This is a genomic window from Serratia sp. HNCC26DJ206 (assembly GCF_057180605.1).
The window spans coordinates 1-24,874 of sequence record NZ_JBXUGP010000005.1 but is presented as its reverse complement, the minus strand read 5'-3'; the positions used below and the strand labels follow the sequence as shown (position 1 = coordinate 24,874).

23 protein-coding genes and 1 pseudogene are annotated in these 24,874 nt (G+C 50.7%); 12 read left to right on the top strand and 12 right to left on the bottom strand.

Going from position 1 to position 24,874, the window contains the following annotated elements; all coding sequences use genetic code 11:
- Positions 1 to 12 precede the first annotated feature (12 nt).
- Positions 13 to 801: a glycoside hydrolase family 16 protein gene (locus AC2A1E_RS04660; protein ID WP_484382782.1), complete on the bottom strand. Its 789-nt coding sequence runs from the start codon at positions 799 to 801 to the stop codon at positions 13 to 15.
- 197 nt (positions 802 to 998) lie between these two features.
- On the opposite strand from AC2A1E_RS04660, the gene AC2A1E_RS04655 reads away from it, so the two are divergent.
- The 3 genes from AC2A1E_RS04655 to AC2A1E_RS04645 all read left to right on the top strand — a co-directional run bounded on the left by AC2A1E_RS04655 (position 999) and on the right by AC2A1E_RS04645 (position 4,552).
- Entirely contained in the window at positions 999 to 1,850 is an 852-nt protein-coding gene (locus tag AC2A1E_RS04655; protein ID WP_484382781.1) for a PhzF family phenazine biosynthesis protein, read from the top strand.
- 522 nt (positions 1,851 to 2,372) lie between these two features.
- Complete coding sequence (locus tag AC2A1E_RS04650) at positions 2,373 to 2,522, top strand: hypothetical protein (RefSeq protein ID WP_484382780.1); 150 nt, start codon at positions 2,373 to 2,375, stop codon at positions 2,520 to 2,522.
- Positions 2,523 to 2,524: 2 nt separating this feature from the next.
- Positions 2,525 to 4,552, top strand: a complete 2,028-nt coding sequence (locus tag AC2A1E_RS04645) for a glycoside hydrolase family 10-like protein (protein ID WP_484382779.1) — start codon at positions 2,525 to 2,527, stop codon at positions 4,550 to 4,552.
- Between the two features lie 238 nt (positions 4,553 to 4,790).
- Here the strand turns inward: AC2A1E_RS04645 and AC2A1E_RS04640 are convergent, their stop codons facing one another.
- From AC2A1E_RS04640 to pth, 4 genes and pseudogenes are all read right to left on the bottom strand, one after another.
- A complete protein-coding gene (locus AC2A1E_RS04640) occupies positions 4,791 to 6,278 on the bottom strand; it encodes a tetratricopeptide repeat protein (protein ID WP_484382778.1) in 1,488 nt (495 codons plus the stop codon).
- 492 nt (positions 6,279 to 6,770) lie between these two features.
- Positions 6,771 to 6,899, bottom strand: a pseudogene (locus AC2A1E_RS04635) (Arm DNA-binding domain-containing protein); the annotation flags it as partial.
- Positions 6,900 to 7,177: 278 nt separating this feature from the next.
- On the bottom strand, positions 7,178 to 8,269 hold the full coding sequence (ychF, locus tag AC2A1E_RS04630; protein WP_484382777.1) for a redox-regulated ATPase YchF: 1,092 nt from the start codon (positions 8,267 to 8,269) through the stop codon (positions 7,178 to 7,180).
- Between the two features lie 1,081 nt (positions 8,270 to 9,350).
- Positions 9,351 to 9,941 carry an aminoacyl-tRNA hydrolase gene (pth, locus tag AC2A1E_RS04625; RefSeq protein ID WP_484382776.1) on the bottom strand — a complete coding sequence of 197 codons (591 nt, stop codon included), beginning with the start codon at positions 9,939 to 9,941 and terminating at the stop codon, positions 9,351 to 9,353.
- Positions 9,942 to 10,242: 301 nt separating this feature from the next.
- On the opposite strand from pth, the gene ychH reads away from it, so the two are divergent.
- Positions 10,243 to 10,524, top strand: a complete 282-nt coding sequence (gene ychH, locus AC2A1E_RS04620) for a stress-induced protein YchH (RefSeq protein WP_459402425.1) — start codon at positions 10,243 to 10,245, stop codon at positions 10,522 to 10,524.
- A 149-nt stretch (positions 10,525 to 10,673) separates the two neighbouring features.
- Here the strand turns inward: ychH and prs are convergent, their stop codons facing one another.
- From prs to lolB, 3 genes are all read right to left on the bottom strand, one after another.
- The gene (gene prs / locus AC2A1E_RS04615) at positions 10,674 to 11,621 is read right to left on the bottom strand and encodes a ribose-phosphate diphosphokinase (RefSeq protein WP_095996084.1); all 948 of its coding nucleotides are present in this window, start codon (positions 11,619 to 11,621) and stop codon (positions 10,674 to 10,676) included.
- A gap of 173 nt (positions 11,622 to 11,794) precedes the next feature.
- Positions 11,795 to 12,661 carry a 4-(cytidine 5'-diphospho)-2-C-methyl-D-erythritol kinase gene (gene ispE, locus AC2A1E_RS04610; protein WP_484382775.1) on the bottom strand — a complete coding sequence of 289 codons (867 nt, stop codon included), beginning with the start codon at positions 12,659 to 12,661 and terminating at the stop codon, positions 11,795 to 11,797.
- Entirely contained in the window at positions 12,658 to 13,281 is a 624-nt protein-coding gene (gene lolB, locus AC2A1E_RS04605; protein WP_484382774.1) for a lipoprotein insertase outer membrane protein LolB, read from the bottom strand. The genes ispE and lolB overlap by 4 nt, the downstream gene beginning before the upstream one ends.
- Positions 13,282 to 13,514: 233 nt before the next feature.
- Between lolB and hemA the strand changes: the two genes are divergently transcribed.
- Genes hemA through kdsA form a run of 6 tightly spaced genes read left to right on the top strand, consistent with a single transcriptional unit; the run spans position 13,515 to position 18,827 of the window.
- Positions 13,515 to 14,771: a glutamyl-tRNA reductase gene (gene hemA / locus AC2A1E_RS04600; RefSeq protein WP_484382773.1), complete on the top strand. Its 1,257-nt coding sequence runs from the start codon at positions 13,515 to 13,517 to the stop codon at positions 14,769 to 14,771.
- Between the two features lie 37 nt (positions 14,772 to 14,808).
- Complete coding sequence (prfA, locus tag AC2A1E_RS04595; RefSeq protein WP_484382772.1) at positions 14,809 to 15,894, top strand: peptide chain release factor 1; 1,086 nt, start codon at positions 14,809 to 14,811, stop codon at positions 15,892 to 15,894.
- Positions 15,894 to 16,727 (top strand): peptide chain release factor N(5)-glutamine methyltransferase, encoded by an 834-nt coding sequence (gene prmC, locus AC2A1E_RS04590; protein ID WP_484382771.1) that lies wholly within the window; start codon positions 15,894 to 15,896, stop codon positions 16,725 to 16,727. The genes prfA and prmC overlap by 1 nt, the downstream gene beginning before the upstream one ends.
- 15 nt (positions 16,728 to 16,742) lie before the next feature.
- The gene (locus tag AC2A1E_RS04585; RefSeq protein ID WP_484382770.1) at positions 16,743 to 17,141 is read left to right on the top strand and encodes a SirB2 family protein; all 399 of its coding nucleotides are present in this window, start codon (positions 16,743 to 16,745) and stop codon (positions 17,139 to 17,141) included.
- Complete coding sequence (gene sirB1 / locus AC2A1E_RS04580) at positions 17,138 to 17,947, top strand: invasion regulator SirB1 (RefSeq protein WP_484382769.1); 810 nt, start codon at positions 17,138 to 17,140, stop codon at positions 17,945 to 17,947. The genes AC2A1E_RS04585 and sirB1 overlap by 4 nt, the downstream gene beginning before the upstream one ends.
- A gap of 25 nt (positions 17,948 to 17,972) precedes the next feature.
- Complete coding sequence (kdsA, locus tag AC2A1E_RS04575; protein WP_484382768.1) at positions 17,973 to 18,827, top strand: 3-deoxy-8-phosphooctulonate synthase; 855 nt, start codon at positions 17,973 to 17,975, stop codon at positions 18,825 to 18,827.
- Positions 18,828 to 19,033: 206 nt separating this feature from the next.
- Here the strand turns inward: kdsA and dauA are convergent, their stop codons facing one another.
- Positions 19,034 to 20,725: a C4-dicarboxylic acid transporter DauA gene (gene dauA / locus AC2A1E_RS04570; RefSeq protein WP_484382767.1), complete on the bottom strand. Its 1,692-nt coding sequence runs from the start codon at positions 20,723 to 20,725 to the stop codon at positions 19,034 to 19,036.
- Positions 20,726 to 20,927: 202 nt separating this feature from the next.
- Positions 20,928 to 21,413 carry a heme-degrading domain-containing protein gene (locus AC2A1E_RS04565; RefSeq protein ID WP_484382766.1) on the bottom strand — a complete coding sequence of 162 codons (486 nt, stop codon included), beginning with the start codon at positions 21,411 to 21,413 and terminating at the stop codon, positions 20,928 to 20,930.
- Between the two features lie 372 nt (positions 21,414 to 21,785).
- Between AC2A1E_RS04565 and AC2A1E_RS04560 the strand changes: the two genes are divergently transcribed.
- Both AC2A1E_RS04560 and AC2A1E_RS04555 read left to right on the top strand, forming a co-directional pair.
- Positions 21,786 to 22,883: a GGDEF domain-containing protein gene (locus AC2A1E_RS04560; protein WP_484382897.1), complete on the top strand. Its 1,098-nt coding sequence runs from the start codon at positions 21,786 to 21,788 to the stop codon at positions 22,881 to 22,883.
- Positions 22,884 to 22,994: 111 nt separating this feature from the next.
- A complete protein-coding gene (locus AC2A1E_RS04555) occupies positions 22,995 to 23,534 on the top strand; it encodes a DUF2058 domain-containing protein (protein WP_484382765.1) in 540 nt (179 codons plus the stop codon).
- Positions 23,535 to 23,648: 114 nt separating this feature from the next.
- Here AC2A1E_RS04555 and AC2A1E_RS04550 read toward each other — a convergent pair whose 3' ends face one another.
- On the bottom strand, positions 23,649 to 24,347 hold the full coding sequence (locus tag AC2A1E_RS04550) for an RluA family pseudouridine synthase (protein WP_484382764.1): 699 nt from the start codon (positions 24,345 to 24,347) through the stop codon (positions 23,649 to 23,651).
- Between the two features lie 161 nt (positions 24,348 to 24,508).
- Complete coding sequence (locus tag AC2A1E_RS04545; protein ID WP_484382763.1) at positions 24,509 to 24,808, bottom strand: putative quinol monooxygenase; 300 nt, start codon at positions 24,806 to 24,808, stop codon at positions 24,509 to 24,511.
- Between the last annotated feature and the right edge of the window lie 66 nt (positions 24,809 to 24,874).

Below are 24,874 nucleotides of genomic sequence, written 5' to 3'. Positions count from 1 at the left end.
GGGCGTGGTGATTTAGCCGCCTGAACGGCGGAACCCCGCTACATAATCGATAAAGAAACGCATATTTCCTTCGTTGCTGTTTTCAAGATCATAAATATTGAGCATCAGCTGCATGTTATAATCCGGTGATTGATGGATAGTGCGTACTTTTCGCTGATTGATAAAAAAATCAATTTGGTTTTCCGTCCACTCAATGGCGTACGTATTGAATTCGGTGACATCAAGCTCAAAGGGTTCTTCATAGAATTCATCGACAATTTTCGCATCACCAAAAGGATGAACGCCGTAACCGATCAGGGCATGCCCGTTATGGATATTTTTGCCTTTGAGTTCGAAGAGGCAAATCTCAGCAGAACGCTCGGGCAGATCTTCATAACCGATCATCCATAAGGCAGCGACGTTGCTGGCAGCAATATCACACTTGGCTCTTAGTTCGAAATAGCCGTATTTAGGCAGATACTTTTTCTCCGCTACCTGTTCTTCACGTACTCTGCAATCAGGCGAAAACCGATGCTGCCCAAGCGCTGAACCCAGCGGGCCTGAGTAAACCCCGGTCTGTAAAGAGGACACTCTGACGGCACCGTTAAACTCCGGGCACCAGGGTTGCTGGTCCGGCTCAATATTCAGCGAGAACCCGTGTTCACCAAAGGTGAAACGGGGGGCGGATAACTCCCGGTTGCTCCACTGCGGCAGGTAATAAGGTAGCCAGTGGGTTTCATCAAGAAAACCCTGGTCAAAGCCATCATAAAATTCCAACTGGTACTTTTTGCCGTCAATGATTCTTTGGTGTGCAATTTTCATGGTTATCGGCCTGAATTAAAAGATCTTGCTACAGAAGTCATGTGTTTTACTGAAGATGTCTGGCCTGATAATGTTAAGGCAATCGTAAATGGCTTGATGCTTATCAGTATCAATAAATCGAACGGGTTGGTGAAAAAATGCACATCCCTTTACCATTTTTATCGCCCCTTCCATAAAGTAGAACCAACGAGCGTGTTATGACCAGAACAGTTGCTTTCAAGCAGGTTGATGTTTTTTCCCAATTGCCTTTTAGCGGTAATCCGTTGGCAGCCATTCTGGATGCTAACGCGTTAAGCGATGATGAGATGGCGGCCATCGCCCGCTGGACGCATTTATCTGAAACTGCCTTTGTGTTAACCCCAACGGATAAGCAGGCCGACTATCGGGTGCGTATTTTTACTGTCGAAGGTGAGTTGCCGTTTGCTGGCCACCCTACGCTGGGAACCGCACATGCGTTGCTGGAGGCCGGGCTGGTACCACAAATGCCGGGGCAAATCGTGCAGGAGTGTGGCGTTGGTTTGGTGACCATTAAGATTGATCCTCAGAGGGGGCTGGCGTTTGCGGCACCAGAAGCCGTTCTCACGCCATTTGATGATGCGTTGCTCAGTACCGTGTTTAGTCACGAGGAGTTGGATATTTCACAGACGATCACTATCGCTGATATGGGAATTCGCTGGCTGTTGGTGCCGATGATATCGGCTGAGGCCGTGTTAAATATTAAGCCCAACGTTAGCGCTTTAGAGCGCCTGCTGAAACGCGCACAGGTGACTGGCCTGATGCCTTTTGGCCCATGTAGCCATGGCGATGAACAATTCGAAGTTCGCGGTTTGATGGTTGAATATGGCTCCCTGACGGAAGATCCGGTTACCGGTAGTGCCAATGCTTGCTTGGCGCGTTATTTCGCTTCGCGGGGATCTCTGGAGGATTATCACGCTCGTCAGGGAACCGCAATCCAACGCAATGGCCGTGTAGCGGTTCAGTATCGTGAAAATGGCATTTGGATTGGTGGGCAGACGGTAACGGTGATTAACGGTACTATTGATCTTTAATGATTCAATTCTGGTAAAAGATCGCTTCAGGCAACCTCGATTGTTGTAAGTAATAAGTGGGGAAGCGATCTTTTACAGAGCTAAAGAGTTTCTTTATCCATTTACGCTCCCGCAAAATAAGCAGCTTTAAGCGCTATGCCCTTTTAATGCCTATAAAAAGCAAGCCATGTGTAAATAGTGAACGTGCCACATAATTTCTTGCGCGTCAGTGAAATAATTGAGCATAAGTAATACTGAATACTAATGCATTCATTAAGTGAATGCTTCGGCGTTATGTAATCATAATTTTATATTTTAAATCAGGTTTATTGAATTGATTTATAATGTTTTTCACCCATGGCAATGAGCGCTCGGTGAGTAGTTCTGCATACCTAATTTATAAGGAATATCCTAAATTTGAGTCGATTTATTACTCGAATTGATAAGGAGTGTGACCGATAACAAGAATATTAAATTCTTTTTTGTTTTATTCTAAGGAATTTATTATTTTTAAATCAGTCGGGGTAATGCAGAAGGGATACAGTGAAAAAAATTGGAGTAACGGCCATTGCAGCGTGCATGACCGGGTTAGCAGTCACCAGTGCTGATGCGCAGATGACGGTCAGCCAACAACAATCCTTGTGGGCCGCACCCAAAGAAAATGCGGAACAGATTACTCGTAAAGGACTCTGAATATGCACAATAACTCTCTTTCCATCACAGCAAAAATGATCGCAATGGTTCTTGCTACTGGGATGCTGTTTGGTTGTGACTCTGGCGTGACGACAACTAATAACGGCACTAACACGACGGATACTGGCAGTACCGATAATAGCAATACCGACGGCGGTAATACTGATGGCGGTAATACTGACGGTGGCAATACTGACGGTGGTAATACTGACGGCGGCAATACCGAGGGTGGTAATACCGATAACGGTAATACTGATAAGCCGGTACAAACTTTCTCTTCTTTGTATAAATACGTCAAAAACAGTGACGGGACGTATGGTTACGACATGAGTCTTCCTGTTGACCTTTATAAGGGAGCCAATCAGCTTATCAGTATCCCCGATAGTTATATTCCACCGAAGCAGGCTTTCAGAAGTGCTTGGGTAGCAACCATCGGTAATCTCAATATGCCGATGGTCAACAGTGAGCAAGCCTTTAAGAAGACCTATCTGGGCATACTGGACCGTTTCACTGCGCTGAACATGAATGCGATGATTTTCCAGATACGTCCGATGCTGGACGCCTATTACTCCTCCGAGATTAACCCTTGGTCGCAGTATCTGAGCGGTAAGCAGGGTAAAGATCCGGGCTATGATCCCCTGACATGGATGGTTGAAGAGACCCATCAGCGTGGGATGGAATATCATGCCTGGTTTAACCCGTACCGTGTGACAAATACCAAGATCAGCAGCTTGTTAAAAAATAATGAGCAGGGTTTATCTGCTGAAGACATTTTATCCTCGAGTACGGAACAGCAGATTGGCTATCTGGTCAGTGCCGGGATTATATCTGCAGATAATTTTGCAGCGAAAAACCCACAATGGGTGCTGAGCTTTGACGAGAAGCTGTTTTTAAATCCGGCCATCCCTGAAGTGATTGAGCATGTGGCCGACACGGTAGAAGAAGTAGTGCGTCGCTACGACGTTGATGCCATCCATTTTGATGATTACTTTTATCCATACCGCATCACGGTTAACGGTGCCACTGTGCAGTTTGGTGATAAGGGCGAGGATAGGGCAGCGTTTGAAGCCTATGGCCTGGTCAATAACCAGTATCCTGATACCCCACAAGGGATGGAAGATTGGCGGCGAGATAACGTTACTCGGTTGATTAGCCGCGTACAGAGCGTCATCACCCAGCATAACCAGCAGCAGGGTACGGCGGTGCAGTTCGGTATCAGTCCGTTTGGCATTTGGGAGCATAAGGGGCGCAACGAACTGGGATCCAATACGCCGCTCAGTTCTTCACAGTCATACAGTGGCAGTATTTTTGCCGATACCCGCAAGTGGGTTAAAGAGGAACTGGTTGACTATGTTGTGCCACAGATTTACTGGAGTTTTGACCAAGCGGCAGCCCCTTATGGCGAGTTGACCAATTGGTGGAATAGCCAGATGGAAGGTTCACATACGCAGCTTTATATCGGCCATGCCAACTATAAGCATGTTTCCAATGCCTCCTTTGATGCTGCCTGGATGAACCCCGAGGAGATCCCTAACCAGATGCGCTACAATCAGGAGCTTAGCCACGTTTCCGGTAGCGTTTTCTTCAGTTACAATGATCTGCTGGTTTCTAATGTTGCGGCACAACCTGTGGCACAGCAGGGGGCCTACGGCGCGAAAAACGCTTCTATCGAGCTGTTGTCGCAAACCTATCTCAGCACGCCGACACTGCCACCGAGCAAACCTTGGCTGGACCAGAAAGTGACCACGTTGCCGCAGCAGGCCCACTTTGTATCTGGCAGTAAAAACGCCTTTAACTGGTCGGACAGTTCGGATAACGATGCACGCTACTACGTGATCTATCGCGGTACCGGCAAACCAAGTGCGATCTTTGCCGATCCCAAGAATATCGTTGCCAAAGTATGGCGGGGGAAGGGCAATAACTTCAGCTACCAGGACAGCGACAGCCTGGATAAAAGTTATACGTACCTGATCAGTGCGATCGACGCCGCACAGAATGAAACCGCCCCAGTCACCGTAACGGCAGATTGATTGGTAATACCTGAGGCACAATAAAAAAATTCACGCAATTGCGTAATGCTTGTCAGTTAAGGCTCACCCTCACCCTCGGGGGAGGGTGAGGGGAATATCACTGAACTAAAGCCTCTCACCCCGGCCCTCCCATAGGGAGGCCACACCTTTAGCACCTACCTAACTGCTTTTGAAAATCTGTAGCGACCTAACATAGAAAACCGCCCGATTCGCAATCAACGGCGGTTCCTGAATGAAATTAGGCATCAATCAACTCCAAAAAAGCACGTTGCAGACGGGCAATGACGGCTGACCAGTCTTTCTCACTGTATTCCTGTGAAAATAATCGGGTATTGGAATACCATGATGTATCTTCCCTGTGTGCCTGCCAACGCCAATCTTTTGCAGTTGCAGCCAACATGACCCAGCAAGGTTTCCCCAGCGCCCCCGCCAGATGGATCACCGACGTATCTACACCGATAACCAGATCCAGTTGTTCAATAACCGATGCTGTATCAAGGTAGTCTTTAAACATGGCACCGAATGGGCGTAGTTGTGGCCATTCAGCCACTTCATCTTCGCCAGCCCCTTTTTGCAGGCTCACCCATTCTATATCAGGTAATTCTAACAGCGTGGCTAACGCAGATAGATGCGGCAGCGAGCGGTTGCGATCGTTGGCATGTCCAATAGCCCCTTTCCACACCAGCCCCACCTTCAGTTTGTTGCCAGCCAGTGTCCAACGGGCATCATGAGCCTTATCGCAGTAAAGATAACGGCCTTCTGGTGCAAAAGGTTGAGATGAAGCGATAAAATGTTGCGGCAGATCCAGCAACATACTCCAACAGTCAAAGGCTGGGAGCGGTTGTCCGTCCGCCACCACTATGTACTCGTCCAGGTTCGGAAGTTGACTGATTAAGGGACGCAGAGTGTTACGCCCTAGCATAATGACGCGCGCGGCCTGCTTTTCAACTTTTAGTCGTGTCAGATAACGGCAGAACTGGATTTCATCCCCCATCCCTTGTTCTGTTTTTACTAGAATCGTCTTGCCTGCTAGACTTTCGCCCTGCCAATAGGGCTGTTTTAATTCAGGTAAAGCAAAGAAGCGTTTCGGATTGTTAGCAGCATAGCGGGATTGATAGCGTCGCCAGCCCTCGGCATACTGGCCTTTCTGCAACAGCACCATACCTAATGAAGTATTACAACGCTGGTCGTCAGGTTGCATCTTCAGTACTTGACGCATCTCACGCTCGGCATCGTCCAGCCGGCCTATATACGCTAATACGGCACTCATACCGTAACGTGCTTCGGTATAATCGGGTGTTGCTTGCAAAGCGTATTGGTACTGCACTAATGACTCATCGTAACGCCGCGCTTTTTCCAGCAGAATGGCATAATTATTATGGCATGCATCGTAACCGGGATGCGCTTTCAGCGCGGCAAGGTAATACTGTTCCGCGTCGTCAAGGCGGCCTGCGTCGTAATGAGTAAGCCCTAGCCCATTCAGCATCCCAGCATCTTGTGGCACGAGACGCAGCCCGCGTTGATAATAACGCACCGCTTCTTCAAGCTGACCATTTCGCCGCGCCAGACGAGCAGCTTCATGAATAAACCAAACGTCATTAGGTGCAAACAGTAGCCGAGCACGAATTTTTCTCCAGGCTTCCTCTTTTTTTCCCTGTTGAATCAGCTGCGTCAATACCTGTTGCTGACGCAACGCATCGCTGCCGCCGTTATTTTTTACCCGCATAGTATTTTCCTGCATCCGTAAAGGAAAAATTTCTTAATCTCAAGTTTACATTATGCTTACGGTACTTAAAAGCTCCCCCTAGAGCGCCGTCCCAAAATCCTACTCCCGCTAAATCAGAATCTCAGTATAATAAACACTCGGAGTGTCAACCCAAGGACAAAATATCACTTTTATTCTTACTCCTGTGGAGGGGCGCTTCATGAGCTTAATTTTAATCTCTCATTTAACCTCACCATACTGATAGCTTAATTAACCCGAATACTAAAACCAACTATATAACAGCGTCTAAATTCAGTGGAGATATTCACCAATAATGGATGTATATGATAATGGAGGTGTTTTTCTCTGCATTATCCCTGCTAGAGCTTCAACCTGCTCTCTAAAGGTTACATAGGCAAAAGTGCTGAAATTGTCCAATGATTTCCTGATTAAATCATTATAAGGGTTGTCTACTGGCATCGGTATGTAACTCTTATAGTTAACCTAAATGTATTTGCCGCTAAGTTTAAACCGATAACGCCATGTTTTCTTGCCGTTGGGTTTAACTTCGAGGTATAGGCCGTTGAGTCGATAGAGTTTTTATTTCGGCTTGGCAGTGCGGCATTGTAGATCAGTGAGCATAACGTATCCTTGTATATTTCTTATACCGTTATTGTACTCACCGGTAATCACCCCATATTTAACGGAGGTAATAAGTAGAGTCAGGCCATGCGTTGTCTATGCTGCATCGGTGTGTAACGTATCCTTGTATATTTCTTATACCGTTATTGTACTCACCTGTGTGCTCATTTTTTACTGCGCTTTCATGAAATCACGTGAGACGACATAAAAACAAAAATCCACGCAATTGCGTGGATTTTATCAGGCTTAATGACTCGTCATGCGACGAGCAAAGCCATTTAGACGTTGAACAGGAAGTTCATCACGTCACCATCTTTAACGATGTAATCCTTACCTTCTGAGCGCATTTTTCCAGCCTCTTTGGCGCCTTGTTCACCTTTATAGGTGATAAAGTCTTCAAAAGCGATGGTCTGCGCGCGGATAAAGCCTTTTTCAAAATCGGTGTGGATTTTGCCTGCGGCCTGCGGTGCGGTCGCGCCAACGGGAATAGTCCAGGCACGCACTTCTTTTACGCCAGCGGTGAAGTAGGTTTGCAGATTCAACAATTCGTAGCCTGCGCGGATCACCCGGTTCAGACCGGGTTCTTCTAACCCTAGTTCTGCCATGAATTCGGCACGGTCTTCATCGTCCAGTTCGGCGATGTCAGACTCAACAGCGGCACAAACCGCCACCACGACTGAACCTTCCGCAGCCGCGATTTCACGCACTTTATCCAGGTATGGGTTATTCTCGAAACCGTCTTCGTTGACGTTAGCGATGTACATGGTGGGTTTCAGCGTCAGGAAACTCAGGTAGCGGATAGCGGCTTTATCTTCAGCGGTCAGATCCAGCGCGCGCAACATGCCGGCATTTTCCAGCTGTGGCAGGCATTTTTCCAAGGCGGCCAGTTCGGCTTTGGCATCTTTATCGCCGCCTTTAGCCTTCTTCTGCACGCGATGAATTGCGCGTTCGCAGGTCTCAAGGTCAGAGAGTGCCAGTTCAGTATTGATCACCTCAATATCGTCGGCAGGGTCAACCCGGTTATTCACATGGATAATGTTGTCGTTTTCGAAACAGCGCACCACATGGCCGATCGCTTCGGTTTCGCGGATGTTGGTCAGAAACTGGTTACCCAAACCTTCACCTTTGGATGCCCCTTTGACCAAACCTGCAATATCAACGAACTCCATGGTGGTTGGCAGAATGCGCTGAGGTTTGACGATCTCAGCCAACTGATCCAGACGCGAATCAGGCATCGGCACCACACCGGTGTTAGGCTCAATGGTACAGAACGGGAAGTTGGCTGCTTCAATACCCGCTTTGGTCAACGCATTGAACAGGGTGGATTTGCCAACGTTAGGCAGACCGACGATACCGCATTTGAATCCCATGTTTATATCACCTTAAATATCTTAACTATCAACAGGTTAGTTTTAACCTGCTGCATAAATGGCAAAGTTATCTCACTATTATACACGTAATGCGTGGTTATCTCGATCTGACAGTTGCCTTGTGTGTCGCCCAAGGTGGTCAAAACCGGGATGATGCTGTGTATAGAATGAGCAATTAAGGATCTTGGCAACAAGATATAGCGTGTTCAATAGAATAGTTTCATTTTAAATAGATGTTTTAATGTGCAGTATGGTTTCATTATTCTTAGGATGCATTGTGCTAATTCTGACCTGATATTATCAAGTAAGGATACTCTGTAATGAAACGTGCTGTTATCGGAACATTAATTAATATTTAAGCTAATAAGACTTTCGAGGTAATTGGCCGACATTGATTCTAATTTGCCGGGTAAGATGAGGTGATGTCTTTTGAAGTGGCGATAAGTTAATAAATTGTTGCGATTTTTCATCAGCTGAGCCATCTGGGTAGAACGGGAGTTGGCTATCTACAAGGCTTGCAGCCTCCTGAATGAAATCACAAAGGGTAATCTTTAACCGAAATTAAGAATTATCCTGTATAAGTATCAACTAATATTAAAACTAGCCTATACTTTAATCAGTGATAAGTAATTGCGCAGTTTTAAATTAAGATGTTTCTTGCTTGGCTGAGAAGTTTCTTAATTGCATTTGGTTGGAAAGCTTAATGATTGTAAATTTATGCGTTAGTGTTGTTGATATAATTTTTTTCAGATAATATCCGCGTATTATTTTTTGATATATTTAATATCCAAGGGAGAAAACTATTCAATGAACGGAGTCTACGCGTTTCTAGCACCGATACTCTTATTGCTATCAGTCATATCATTTGTTATCCACTTTCGTAACGAACGGAAAAAGACGTTGATTGAGCGGCCTTTTCATGCGGCAAGAGAAAGTGGGAAAGAGAGTTCCATCGCGGGTGTTACGGTACAAAGTGGTGGGCAGGTCGTACAGTCGTACTGTGAACAGCGTAAGTTGTGCCGTTTTTGCCCGATGAGAAAGTGAGCCAAACGAGTGAAAATGCCCCCATCTGGCCCAACTATCAATGACCTGCCTTAAAGGCATGCAGTCGGTTCATTGCTTTTGTCATGCCTTCCTGCAACAAAATCTCCGTACAACGCAGTGACTCATCGATAGCATCATCAATTAGCGTTTGCTCTGTTGCTGGCGGTTTGCCAAGCACGAATCCTACGACTCTGTTTCTGTCGCCAGGATGGCCGATACCAATGCGTAAACGGTAAAAGTTTGGAGTGTTGCCCAGCTTGCTCTGGATATCCTTCAGGCCGTTATGACCGCCATTGCTGCCACCCAGCTTGAGCTTAGCCACACCCGGTGGCAGATCCAGCTCATCGTGGGCGACCAGAATCTCCTCCGGTTGGATACGATAAAAGGTTGCGATGGCAGCGACGGCCTTACCGCTGAGATTCATAAAGGTGGTAGGGACCAGCAGTCGAACATCGTTGCCTGCTAAATTCAAGCGGGCGGTATAGCCGAAGAATTTGCTCTCTTCCTTCAACGGTTGGTTGTGGCGCTGGGCCAGTAGATCGACATACCACGCGCCGGCATTGTGCCGCGTCTGGGCATACTCTGCGCCCGGATTCGCCAGGCCAACAATCAGTTTGATACTGCTCACGAGAGATTCACTATGATCGAGATAATGGAAAGGGCGATAGTTTACCTGTCGGCACGCAGAATGACAAAAGCCCTGACCGTGCCGAAGCTGCATTGGCTGAAAAATGAATAATACATTAGAGAAATCATTCAGTTTGTTAGCTAATCTTTAGCATAACGTAAAGGATTGTCAGTATTTATTTGCCATTTGTGAGCACTAGCGCAATACCCTTTCTCTATGCATGCCTATACTTAACTTATCGAAGTGGGTTAACAGTTTGTGCGTTATCCCGAATTGGTACATGAAGCGATGGAGGTGGCATATGAAACGTAAAAACGCTGGCTTAATGGGCAACGTTTTAATGGGACTGGGAATGGTGGTGATGGTCGTTGGTGTCGGATACTCCATTCTGGCTGAAGTGTCACAACTCAATCTGCCGCAGTTCTTTGCTCACGGTGCCGTTATGAGTATTTTCATCGGTGCGCTGCTGTGGTTGGCCGGGGCACGCATTGGCGGACGTGAACAGGTTGCCGATCGTTACTGGTGGGTCAAACATTTTGATAAACGCTGCAAGAATAATAACCAGCATCGTTCATCACATTGATCAACCTTTTCCAATGAGGCAGACTTTAGGCTATGTTGCATAACAAGTAAAAAACCCGTTGTTGCGGATAGCTTCAACGGGTTTTTCTGTTTTCTGCCGTTCTGAATCGACTGATGCGGCGCAGTGGTTTGGCTGCGCCGTGCAGAGGATTAATGCTCAAACATGGCAGAAATTGACTCTTCATTACTGATACGGCGGATGGCTTCAGCCAACATGCCGGACAGAGTCAGAGTACGTACGTTTTTCAGCGCTTTGATTTCTGCCGACAACGGAATGGTGTCGCAGACGATCACTTCATCAATTACCGAGTGCTTGATGTTTTCCACGGCGTTACCGGAGAAGATCGGGTGCGTCGCGTAGGCAAATACGCGCTTGGCACCGCGTTCTTTCAACGCTTCAGCCGCTTTACACAAAGTACCACCGGTATCAATCATATCGTCTACCAGCACACAGTCACGGCCTGCAACGTCACCGATGATATGCATCACTTGAGAAACGTTGGCGCGCGGGCGGCGTTTATCAATGATAGCCATATCGGTATCGTTCAGCAGTTTGGCAATAGCGCGGGCGCGCACTACGCCACCGATATCTGGGGAAACCACAATCGGGTTCACCAGATTCTGTTGCAGCATGTCTTCCAGCAGGATCGGGCTACCGAATACGTTATCTACCGGGACATCGAAGAAGCCTTGGATCTGCTCAGCATGCAGATCCACTGTCAGTACGCGGTCAACCCCTACACTGGAGAGGAAATCAGCGACAACTTTGGCCGTGATTGGCACGCGGGCGGAACGCACACGGCGATCCTGGCGGGCATAACCGAAGTAAGGGATAACAGCAGTAATACGACCTGCGGAGGCGCGACGCAGGGCATCGACCATAACAACCAGTTCCATCAGGTTGTCGTTAGTCGGTGCACAGGTGGACTGGATGATGAAAATATCACCGCCGCGTACGTTTTCGTTGATTTGCACGCTCACTTCGCCGTCGCTAAAACGACCTACAGCGGCGTCACCAAGGCTGGTGTACAAACGGTTGGCAATACGTTGTGCTAGTTCCGGGGTGGCGTTACCAGCAAAAAGCTTCATATCAGGCACGAGAAGAACCTCAGGCTTGCGTCCAGAGAAGATATTGTCATACGGTCTTCACCAAGGGGCAGTTGGCGACACCGACGCAATAACCATACGGGTATGTAAAACTAAATTGAACCGCAGGCAGCGCCGAGATGGCAGGGTCAAATATAAACGACCTTGCGCAGCGAAACGTTGAGCTACGACTCAGACTGCCCTGAACGGATGCGATGTAGTGGCGATATGTTAACACCACGCGCTACAAATCCACGCAACCAGGCCGGGGCTTGATTTAACACCTGAAGGGCGGCGGGCTCGGAGTCGAATTCTGCAAACACACAAGCACCTGTGCCGGTCAGGCGTGACGGCGCGTATTGTAACAGCCATGAAAGAAGCTGTTCAACCTCGCGAAAACGTTTTCTTGCAATCGGTTCGCAATCATTTGCGTAAGGAGCCTGTAATAGGGCACTTAGCGGGCGAATCGGGGTGTTTCTTTTTAATTCCGGGTCAGCAAAAATAACCGGTGTGGGGATGCTGACGCCGGGATGAGCCACCAAATACCACTTTTCTGCCGGATCGGCCGGTTGCAACTGTTCGCCGATGCCTTCGGCAAACGCCGCATGCCCGCGTACAAACACCGGCACATCGGCACCGAGAGTCAACCCCAATTCTGCCAGCTGCTCGTCATGCAAACCGCATTGCCATAGTTCGTTCAGTGCGATCAGCACCGTGGCGGCGTTGGACGAACCGCCTCCTAGCCCACCGCCCATCGGCAGACGCTTTTCAATGCGGATATCAGCGCCACGCGGCGGGGTGCTAATTGCGTGAGCAGCGCAGTAGTCCTGCAACAAACGGGCGGCACGCACGATCAGGTTCTGTTCATCCGGCACCCCGGCAACCGGCGTCAGCAAGTGGATGCTGTCGTCCTGGCGCGGCTCGATGGTCAAGGTGTCGCCATAATCCAAGAACTGGAACAGCGTTTGCAACTGATGGTAGCCGTCAGTACGACGGCCAGTGATATAGAGAAACAGATTAAGCTTTGCCGGAGAGGGCCATTGGCGAATCATTTCAGCGTCCAATTATCCATTTTCAGCTTGATGCGCTGGTCGCCTTGTTGCAGTTCGAGGCGGCTTGGCAACGGCGGTTGCTGGTCGGTGTTGTAATCCTGATACGTTACCACCCAAGTGAGAGCACCCTGCTGATAGGTCAGCTTGCTCAGGCGATATTGATCGTCGAGGGTGAAATCGGTGGCTTCTCCCGGCAGACCTAGCATCCATTGGCGCAGGCTGTTCAAGGGAATGTCCATCCCGGTCAGTTTGTGGATCATCTCCTCCGCATTGTTGCTGGTATAGCGTTTACCCTGGCTATCGCTCAGTTGGACCACTTCTTTCTGCACGTTAAGTTCCAGCTCCGTGCTGCCCAGCGGATTGGTCAGCAATAAACGGTAGCGATCGGGGGAATATTGTTGCCAGAAGAAGCGGGCGTAGACTTTTTTCTGATCGGACAGATAGGCGAAAGCACCACGGGTCTGATATTGGCTGAGTTGCTGCACGGCCTGTTCGTGGGCACGCCACTGTGGTGAAGTGGGGCTGGTTGCCGGGCCGCTGGGCTTGGTGAGGGTACAGGCGGTCAGCAGCAGGCTGGCCAATGGGAGCAGGCGAAGCAAATTAACTTTGCGGATAGGCATAACTTTTTGTTGTCCTTTTGTCCTTACGGGCACGTACGACGAAACCTTTTATTTGCTACTCACGTTCACGGGGAACCCCCGACGCCGACTAATGTTACTCAACATCTGGCAGCAAGGAAATAACTATACCAGCGATTAGGGGGAAGATGCGGTTGTTACTTTTATTGATGTCGTGCATCAAGTAGAATGCCAATCAACGAAAACCCGTACCAACAGAAGTATTACTCGAAGCAATGACCCTGCTTGCGTTAGGTATTAATCACAAAACCGCACCGGTTTCTCTGCGAGAACGGGTAACCTTCTCTCCAGAGTCAATCGAACAAGCGCTTAATAGCTTGCTCCAACAGCCGTTGGTGCGAGGCGGTGTTGTATTGTCTACCTGCAACCGTACCGAGCTGTATCTCAGCGTGGAACAGCAGGAACACCTGCACGAGCAGTTGGTTAACTGGCTATGTGAATATCACCATCTGCGCCCTGAGGACGTCACTAAAAGCCTGTATTGGCACCAGGGTAACGAGGCCGTCAGCCATTTGATGCGCGTCGCCAGCGGGTTGGATTCACTGGTATTGGGTGAACCGCAAATTCTGGGGCAGGTCAAAAAAGCCTTTGCTGAGTCACAACGTGGCCAGTCGCTGTCTGGCGAGCTTGAACGCCTGTTCCAAAAAACCTTCTCCGTTGCCAAACGCGTCCGTACTGAAACCGACATCGGTGCCAGTGCCGTCTCGGTTGCTTTTGCCGCCTGTAGCTTGGCGCGTCAGATTTTCGAATCTCTAGCGGAACTGAATGTGTTGCTGGTTGGGGCGGGTGAAACCATCGAACTGGTGGCACGCCATCTGCGTGAGCACAACGTAAAGCACATGATTATCGCCAACCGTACCCGCGAACGCGCTCAATTGTTGGCGAAAGAGGTGGGCGCGGAAGTGATCACCTTGCCGGAAATCGACGAACGCCTGGCGGATGCGGACATCATTATCAGCTCTACCGCCAGCCCGCTGCCGATAATTGGCAAAGGCATGGTGGAGCGCGCATTGAAAGCACGCCGCAATCAGCCAATGCTGCTGGTGGATATTGCGGTACCTCGCGATATCGAGCCGGAAGTCGGCAAGCTGGCGAACGCCTATCTGTACAGTGTGGACGATCTGCACGCCATCATTCAGAACAACCTGGCGCAGCGCCAGGCGGCAGCGGTGCAGGCTGAGTCGATCGTTCAGCAGGAAAGCATCAATTTTATGGCTTGGCTGCGCTCGCAGGGCGCGACAGAAACCATTCGCGACTACCGTTCGCAGGCCGAACAGGTCCGGGTAGAAATGGAATCGAAAGCGCTGGCTGCCATTGCGCAGGGTGCTGATGTTGAGCAGGTTATTCAGGAACTGGCTCGCAAGCTGACCAATCGTCTTATTCATGCCCCTACCAAATCCCTCCAACAGGCCGCCAGCGATGGCGACATGGAGCGGTTGCAAATTTTACGCGACAGCCTCGGGCTGGATTAGCTTAGTTCTCTCTTATTAACAGGGTTTAAAACCACGCATGAAGCCTTCTATTGTTGCCAAACTGGAAGCGTTACAAGAGCGCCATGAAGAAGTACAGGCGCTGCTCGGCGATGCCGGGGTTATTGCCGATCAGGATCGGTTTCGCGGCCTGTCGCGCGAGTACGCACAGTTGACCGATGTTAGCCGCTGTTTCTTGGAATGGCGTCAGGTGCAGGACGATCTCGAAGCAGCAGAAATGATGCTGGACGATCCTGAAATGCGCGAAATGGCGCAGGAAGAACTGAAACAGGCCAAAGCGGCGACGGAAGCGTTGGAACAGCAGTTGCAAGTATTGCTGCTGCCGAAAGATCCTGACGACGAGCGCGGTTGCTTCCTCGAAGTGCGCGCCGGAACCGGTGGCGACGAAGCGGCCATTTTCGCCGGCGATCTGTTCCGCATGTACAGCCGTTACGCTGAAATGCGCCGTTGGCGGGTGGAGATCATGAGTGCCAACGAAGGTGAACACGGTGGTTACAAAGAGGTGATCGCCAAAGTTTCCGGCGACGGGGTTTACGGCCAGTTGAAGTTTGAATCGGGTGGGCATCGCGTGCAACGCGTGCCGGAAACCGAGTCGCAGGGCCGTATTCATACCTCTGCCTGCACCGTGGCAGTGATGCCAGAAATACCGGAGGCCGAGCTGCCGGAGATTAGCCCGAGCGATCTGCGTATTGATACTTTCCGTTCATCCGGTGCCGGTGGTCAGCACGTTAACACCACCGATTCGGCGATCCGTATTACCCACTTGCCGACCGGTATTGTCGTGGAGTGCCAGGACGAGCGTTCACAGCACAAGAACAAAGCCAAAGCGATGTCGGTGCTGGGTGCGCGCATCCGTGCCGCCGAAATGGCCAAGCGCCAGCAGGCAGAAGCCTCGACGCGCCGCAACCTGCTTGGCACTGGCGATCGTTCCGATCGCAACCGTACTTATAACTTCCCGCAGGGGCGCGTGACCGATCACCGCATCAACCTGACGCTTTATCGCCTGGATGAAGTGATGGAAGGCAAATTGGACATGCTGATTCAGCCGATCGTGCAGGAATATCAGGCCGATCAGTTGGCTGCACTGTCGGCAGAGCCTGAGTAATGGATTATCAAACCTGGCTGAAAACCGCGGTTGTCCGCTTGGCTGCGAGCGAAAGCGCCAGGCGTGATGCGGAAATCCTGTTGGGTTTTGTTACCGGCCGTGCCCGTACGTTCCTGATGGCGTTTGGCGAAACTTTGTTGACGCCACCGCAAACCGAACAATTAGCCACGCTGCTGGCCCGCCGCGAACGTGGCGAACCGGTGGCCTATCTGGTGGGCGAGCGTGAGTTCTGGTCGCTGCCGCTCTCGGTTTCGCCAGCTACCCTGATCCCGCGGCCAGACACCGAATGCTTGGTGGAACTGGCGTTGCAGCGTTTACCCGCTGAACCCTGCGCGATCCTCGATCTCGGTACCGGCACCGGTGCGATTGCGCTGGCGTTGGCCAGCGAACGTCCAGATTGCCAGATAACGGGTATCGATCTACAGCCCGATGCCGTTGCGCTGGCGCAGCATAATGCGCAGAAACTGGCGATCGGTAATGCACATTTCAGGCAGGGCAGTTGGTTTACGCCGGTTGCCGGGCAGCAGTTTGCGCTGATCGCCAGTAACCCGCCTTATATTGATGCCGCCGATCCCCACCTGGCGCAGGGCGATGTGCGTTTTGAGCCAAGCAGCGCGCTGGTTGCCGCCCAGCACGGGCTGGCCGATCTGGCGACGATTGTGCAGCATGCGCCGGGCTATTTGCAGCCGCAGGGCTGGTTATTGCTGGAGCATGGTTGGCAGCAGGGGGAAAGCGTGCGTGCGTTACTCAAGGAAGCAGGATTTAGGGCTATTGAAACCTGCCGCGATTATGGCGGCAACGATCGTGTGACTCTAGGCCAGAAATCACAATAAGAATAAGGAAGCACCATGGCAGCTTATATGGCGTTAAAACACCTGCATTTGTTGACGGTAGCCATCAGTATTATCTTGTTTGTACTGCGATTCTTCTGGAAATGGCGCGACTCGGCTATGATGCAGAAGCGTTGGGTGAAGATAACGCCCCATGTCAACGACACGCTGCTGTTCCTGACCGGGATTGCGTTGGTGGTAATGTTCAAATTTTACCCCCTGTTGAGCATGGTCTCATGGCTGACCGAGAAGCTGTTTGGCGTTATCATCTATATCCTGCTTGGCTACGTCGCATTGGGCAAGAAAACCAAGGGTTGGACTCAGCGCACGTTGGCGTTTGTTCTGGCACTGGGTTGTCTGTACCTGATAATTAAACTTGCCACGACGAAAATACCGTTTCTGATGGGATACCTATGAGTAGCATTGCTGATTTCGAATTTAACACCTCACCGTTGAGTGACGGGGTGATCCAGGTGTCACAGGCCATCCGGCGCGATTTCCCTGCTGCTGACGTGGCGCGCAGGTTGCAGCAGCTGGCCGATGAAGCGCGAGCGGCTATTCCGGACGATCTCAACCAGGAGCAGCAACTGGATGCGCTCATTGAGCTGTTTTTCAAAACCTGGGGCTTTGGTGGTGCCAGCGGCGTTTATCGTCTGTCCGATGCCATCTGGCTGGATAAAGTCTTGGATGCACGGCAGGGCACACCGGTTTCATTAGGCACGATTTTCCTGTACATCGCGCAACAAATTGACATCCCGCTGATGCCGGTGATTTTCCCTACGCAGTTAATCCTGCGCGCCGACTGGCTGGATGAAGAAATGTGGTTAATCAACCCGTTGAACGGTGAAACCCTGAACGAACACCAGCTGGAAGTGTGGCTCAAGGGCAACTTGGGCCTGGGCGCTGAGCTGGAAGATGACGATCTGGATGAGTCAGAAAACATCCAGGTGGTGCGCAAGATGCTGGATACGCTGAAAGCGGCCCTGATGGAAGAGAAGCAGATGGAACTGGCGCTGCGAGCCAGCGAAGCCGTGTTGAGCTTTGATCCGGACGACCCTTATGAAATCCGCGATCGCGGGCTGATCTACGCACAGTTGGAGTGCAACCATATCGCGATTTCCGATCTTAACTATTTTGTTGAACAGTGCCCTGAAGACCCGATCAGTGAAGTGATTAAAATCCAGATCCACGCGATTGAACTGAAGCAGGTTACGCTGCATTAATTAATTCCGAAATAAAGGCGCAAGCATGAAACAGAAAGTAATTAGCATTGGTGACATCAAGGTAGCGAACGACCTGCCGTTTGTGCTGTTTGGCGGTATGAATGTGCTCGAATCACGCGATTTGGCGATGCGTATCTGCGAACACTACGTCAGCGTGACGCAAAAACTGGGCATTCCTTACGTTTTCAAAGCGTCATTTGATAAAGCCAACCGTTCTTCCATCCACTCCTATCGTGGCCCCGGCTTGGAAGAGGGGATGAAAATCTTCCAGGAAATCAAAAGCACCTTCGGTGTGAAAGTGATCACCGATGTGCACGAAGTTGCGCAGGCGAAGCCGGTTGCTGAAGTGGTTGATGTGATTCAGTTACCTGCCTTCCTGGCGCGCCAAACCGATTTGGTTGAAGCCATGGCAAAAACCGGCGCGGTGATTAACGTCAAAAAACCCCAGTTCGTCAGCCCGGGCCAGATGGGCAATATCGTCGATAAGTTTAAAGAAGGCGGTAACGATCAGGTGATCCTGTGCGATCGTGGCAGCAACTTTGGTTACGACAATCTGGTGGTCGACATGCTGGGCATCAACGTGATGAAGAACGTGACCGGTGGCCACCCGGTGATCTTCGATGTGACCCACGCGTTGCAAACCCGCGATCCGTTCGGTGCCGCTTCCGGCGGCCGCCGTGCGCAGGTGACCGAACTGGCGCGTGCCGGCATGGCGGTCGGTTTGGCGGGGCTGTTTATTGAAGCTCACCCAGAGCCGAACAGCGCCAAGTGTGATGGCCCGTCTGCGTTACCGCTGGATAAGCTGGAACCGTTCCTGATGCAGATGAAAGCCATCGACGATCTGGTGAAAAGTTTCCCAGAGCTGGATACCAGCAACTAAGTTGATGGTTGTCGCGCAAGAAAATAAGCCCGACGATGAGTCGGGCTCAGACTACTGACAAAGCCCGTTATTAGGGGGAGCGTGCCGAAGGGGTCGTAGCGGCGTAAGCCGCCGGAGTGCCCCTCGGTGCGCTAGACCCGGGTATCTCGGGTTCAAAAACCACTTTGTCATCAACCTCAGCCCGACGAAATGCCGGGCTTTTCTATTTAGTGAGTACCGAGCGCCGCCAGCGCTTCCGGCAGCGTGGGGTAGAAATGCAATTTCCCTTCAATGGGCTGCATGCGGGCGCGTGCTAATGTTTTCAGCGGCTGGAACGGAATATCGGTGATCGCCAACTGTTTACCGGTGGGCAGAGTATCAATATAGCGTTGCAGCGCGTGCAAACCGCCAGCATCCAGCACTGGCACCGCATCCCACTGCAACACGATGGTGTGATAGCTCTCGCTGCGTAGCAGCAATTCGCTGAAGATACGTTCGGCGGCGGCGAAGAATAGCGGGCCGTTGACGCGCATCACCAGAATGCCATTTTCTGCACTCAACTCACTCAAACGCGTCATGCGCGCAATGCGCCGCATAAACAACAGCGAAGCCAGCACAATACCGACGGTAATGGCGATCACCATATCGAACAGCACCGTCAGTGACATACACAGCATCATCACCAGAATGTCGTCTTTCGGTGCCCGGCGTAGCAGGTAAACCACTTTGTGCGCTTCACTCATATTCCACGCGACCATCAGCAGCAGCGCAGCCATCGCGGCAAGCGGCAGATAAGACAACCAAGGGGCGAGCACCAGCAACGCCAGCAGTACCAGCAACGAATGAATGATGGCAGAGATCGGCGATGTCGCCCCAGCACGCACGTTGGCGGCAGAGCGGGCAATGGCTGCCGTGGCGGTAATGCCGCCAAAGAACGGCGCGATAATGTTGCCCGCCCCCTGACCAATCAGCTCGGTATTGGAGTGGTGTTTTTTACCGGTCATGCCATCCAGCACCACGGCGCATAACAGCGACTCGATGGCACCGAGCATCGCCATGGAGAACGCTGCGGGCAGTAGAGCAGAGAGCAGATGCCAACTCAGCTCTATTTGTTTGCCACCGCTGGCAGGGAGATCCCAAGGTAATACCAACTGCGGAAGAATCGGCGGGATCCCTTGCCCTTGGCTACCATCAGCCAGTTGGAAGCTGAAACGGGAACCAATGGTGGCGACTTGGTGGTCAAACAGAGCCAGGATTGCCATCAGCGCGGTCCCCGCCAGCAGTGCGGGCAGGTGGCCGGGCACCCGCAACCCCAGTCTTGGCCAGAGGATCAAGATCAACAAGGTGACAACGCCAATCAGCGTATCGCCGAAATCGAAGCTGGGCAGCGCGTGTAGCAGTGCGTACACCTTGCCGACGTAAGTTTCCGGCATTTCCGCCACAGCCAAGCCAAAAAAGTCTTTCACCTGCATGGTGGCAATGGTGATGGCGATCCCGGAGGTGAAACCGAGCGTGACCGACAGTGGGATATATTCAATCAGCCGGCCAAGGCGCGCCAACCCCATCAGCAGCAGGAACAGGCCAGACATCATGGTGGCAATCAACAGGCCAGAAAGCCCGAACTGCTGCGAAACGGGGTATAAAATGACGACAAAAGCGGCGGTAGGGCCGGAGACGCTATAACGTGAACCACCGCCGACGGCAATCACGATCCCGGCAATCGCCGAAGTGTAAAGCCCGTACTGTGGCGGAACACCGCTGGCAATCGCCAGCGCCATCGCCAGCGGAATGGCGATAATACCGACGGTTACCCCGGCAATGGCATCTTTCAGTAAACGTTGAAGTGAGTAGGGTTCTCGCCAGCAGGCATCAATCAGCGCACTAAAGGGACGAATGCCGTTAATTTCGTGAGTTTTCATCTAAGTTGCAAACCAAATCTAGAAAAGAGAAAGGAATGGCGGGCCAGATGAGGTCCGTCTCGAATAACTGAGAGATATCATACTCCTTTCTGTGGAGGGATACTTAGACCTGTATCAATGCGCCATAATTGCGGTAATGGGCAACCCGCTCAGACCGGGGGTTACCGGCCTGAGTTGATAGGATAAGTGAGGTTTTTAGCGCTTAGTGCATCGCTGGCAGGGATAAGCCGAGAAACTGCGCCAGAGTGTCTACCAGCAGATTATGATCTTCGTGCTGCGGTGAGCCGGAGAGGGCGATCGTACCGATGCAGCCAACACCGGCCAACCGGATCGGGAATGCGCCGCCATGGGCCGCATAGTCACGAACACTGAGGCCATAGCGTTCCTCCAGCGTGACCTGGCGCTGTTGCAGGCGCAGGCCAACGGCATAGGAACTTTTATGGAAGTGGTTAACCACATTGCGTTTGCGGCGCACCCAGTCGGCATTATCCGGCGTGGTGCCTTGCATGGCGTAATAAAACAGCGTTTGCCCGGCAAGTTGGATCTCAATAGCGATAGCCAGATGGTGCTGTTCGGCTGCCGCTTTCAGTGCCATCCCTAATTCCCACGTGGCAGCGTGATCGAAATGATGAAAGGTCAATGCCGTTTCCTGCATGGCTAACGCGTGTAAATCGTCTTCAATACTCATGACATTTCCCCTTAGCGAGATTAATAACAGCCTAGCCTGATCTGAGGGATTGTTATATACCCAAAATAATTCGAGTTGCTTGTAGGCGGCCACTGAGTGAAGCCCTAGGAGCATAGATAACTATGTGACTAGGGTGAACGACAAATCTGCTTGGCAGATTTGAACACCGCTTGCGGTGGCCCAGCATGGGCCGAGTCACGCAGCCAACACCCAAGCGACTTGAAGTATGACGGGTATAGACAGCCGTACCATAACTTAGCACCGCTGAGCTATTATTATCCTGAGCATGATGTCAGTGACCGGAGTGGGTGAGGCAAGGATCTGTTGATACGAATCACCCTGCTGAATCTCTGGGGGGTATGCTGAATGTTTATGACCTATATCGCGTCAATTTCCTCTTTCTATAGTGATGTTTGTATCACCTATGCCACCTTGTCGCTGAGCTACTTTGCCCTGAGCAAGAATGCACCGTTTTCTTACCAGTCTGAGTGGTGGAAACGCATACTGTTTGGGTTAATTGCCGGTTTGGCGGTACTTTATCTTAATCAGCAGCGGCTCCAGCTTGCTGCTGGTGTTTATTATAGTTTTGGCATGATCCCGATGATTCTTGCCATCTTTTTTGGCGGCGGTGTGAGTGGGTTGGCATGCTTTCTGGTCAGCTTCATTTCTACCGGCGGTTTTACGCTCGATAATCTGTTTATTGCTTCGGTGATCTTGCCCCTGTTGTTCTCTGCCGCATGGCGAAAAAAATCGCATCGGATTTTTTATCTCACCATCGGCATGATTGCGCTATATCGCATTGCCGTGGTCAGCACGCAAACCCATTTCCGCGAAATATGGTCAGATATTCTGCTTTATCAGGCGGCTTCAGCGCTCTGCCTAGCCATTTGTTACCATGCCTTGACGTTTAAAGAACGCCATATCCAGGCGTTCTTTTCAATGCGTAATAAAGCGACCATAGATAGCCTTACTCGCATTAATAACCGTGCCAGCATCGACCAAAAAATGATGATGCTACAGACGCAGCACCAACCTTGTGGCTTGATGATGCTGGATTTGGATAACTTTAAGAAGGTGAATGATACCTACGGCCATCTGGCGGGGGACCAGGTATTGAGCGGCATTGGTCGTATTCTGCAAGACAGTGTCCGCAACGAGGATTTCGTTGGGCGCTATGGCGGTGAAGAGTTTATCGTTATCACTTCCAGCTATGAACCGTTGCAGGTTAATGCAGTGGCGGAGCGTATTCGCAGCAAGGTTGACAATGCCTGCTTCAAAACAGCCGAGGGTAAGGAGATCCACCTGACTATTTCTATTGGTACGTCGCTGTTTTTGCCTGGCACGACGATTGAAAAAGCCATAGAAATGGCCGACGAAGCACTATACGCCGCCAAGCGTGGCGGCAAGAATCGTGTGATGAGTAGCAGGTTAACGTCGTTGGCCGCGGTGAACGGTAGTTTAAGGCAGTGACGGGGGGATGCTTTATGCCGCTTGGTGAGATGTATTCGTTCATGCTGCTACTACAGCCTTAAAAATTACAGGTATAATCCCACACATTATTCAACGGGTTTAGAAACGAAGATGACAAAACTTACCTTGCAAGAACAGATGCTGAAAGCTGGATTAGTGAGCAGCAAGAAAATGGCCAAAGTCCAAAGAACGGCTAAAAAATCACGGGTTCAGGCTCGTGAGGCAAAAGAGGCCGTGGAAGAAAATAAAAAAGCACAGCTTGAGCGTGATAAACAGCTCAATGAGCAACAAAAGCAAGCTGCTTTATCTAAAGAATATAAAGCTCAGGTGAAGCAGCTTATTGAAATGAACAGAGTTGTCATTTCAAGGGGGGATATTGATTTTAACTTCACCGATAATAATTTAATTAAAAAAATCGTTGTCGATAAGCCTACTCAAGCTCAGCTGATTAGTGGCCGTCTCGCCATTGCTCGTTTGGTTGTTGATAACAGTGGCATGAACCAATATGCCATCATCCCCGCGAGCGTCGCCGATAAAATTGCACAGCGAGATGCGAACAGTATTGTATTAAATAGTGCGCTTAGTCAGGAAGAGCAAGATGAAGAAGATCCGTATGCCGACTTTAAAGTGCCTGATGATTTGATGTGGTAACAAATGCTTTCAGATGCCCGATTTTACGATCAAAGGCATCTGATTAAGCGTTTGCGTATGCACTTTGGCACCACGCCGGGCACCTGCACGGCGGTATTATTGATGTTTGCGCTTTCAGAATAGGCTGGGATTACGTGCTCTGATTTGTTCTCCGCTGATGGGATGAACAAAATGCAGCTCACTGGCGTGCAGCATCAGCCGCGGCATCTGTTCGGTGCCTGGCAACAGCCGACCGCCATACAGATCACAGCCCAAAATAGGGTGGCCCAACTGCTGACAGTGAATGCGGAGTTGGTGGGTGCGCCCGGTTTCTGGGGTTAGCTGTACCCGCGTCAACGGCAGTAACGCTCCATCTTCCAACTCACGGTAAAAGCGCTCCACCACCCGATAGCCGGAGCGAGCGGGCTTGCCGTGGATTGCGCAAATCGACATCAGCGGGAACAGCGCCGGGTCTTTGGCAATTGCTGCATCTTTCACGCCTTCGTTGTCGCCCAGATGCCCGCAGAGCAGTGCGCTGTAAACTTTGGTCACAGTGCGTTGGCTGAACTGTTGGCAGAGGGCGGCATTGATAGCCTTATTGCGGGCAATCACCATCAGCCCGGAAGTACCAAAATCCAGGCGATGGACCAGAGTGCAGCCGGGGAATATCTGTACCAGCCGATGATGCACCGAATCCAGATTTTGCGGGTTTTTCCCCGAAAGGCTGAGCAACCCGGCGGGTTTATTGATAAGTACCAGGTGATCGTCCTGATAGAGCGTTTCTATCTCGTCATGGCACGGCGGGGCAATAAAGGTATCGAAAATCGTAGACATCAGGCTGCCCGGATAAAGAGTGGGGGCGGATGATAACGAATTTTCAGCCATCGGGTGCTATTTTCTTCTGATATCAGGTTATGGATGCAGCAAAATGTCCGTTGCTCGCTTATGGCTGTTTGGTGATGCTGTTGTGGGTGGCTTTGTGCCAGTAGTGGACTTTATCTCTCCGGGTCCACCCGACTATCCATCAAGATATACTGCGCCGCTTTACGCGCGTATTGATCAATCAAAGGAACTAGCCGAGTGAAATGCTCACTGGCACAATGTGCATCGAGTGCTGCCCGGTCAGTCCACTCTTCAATAAAAATAAAATGCCCCGGATCCTTTTCATCTCGGTACAAATCATAAGCAATGCACAGGGGCTCTTTCTTCGTTGCCGCGATGAGTTCCCGGTAGAAAGGGAGAACGGTGTCGACGCACTCGGGTTTGATAAAATCTTCAGCGATGACCTTTAGCATGCGAACTCCTTCATTAAAAATGGTACAAGGTTTTCTAGGGGTAATGCCAGCCTGAAGGGCTGTTCA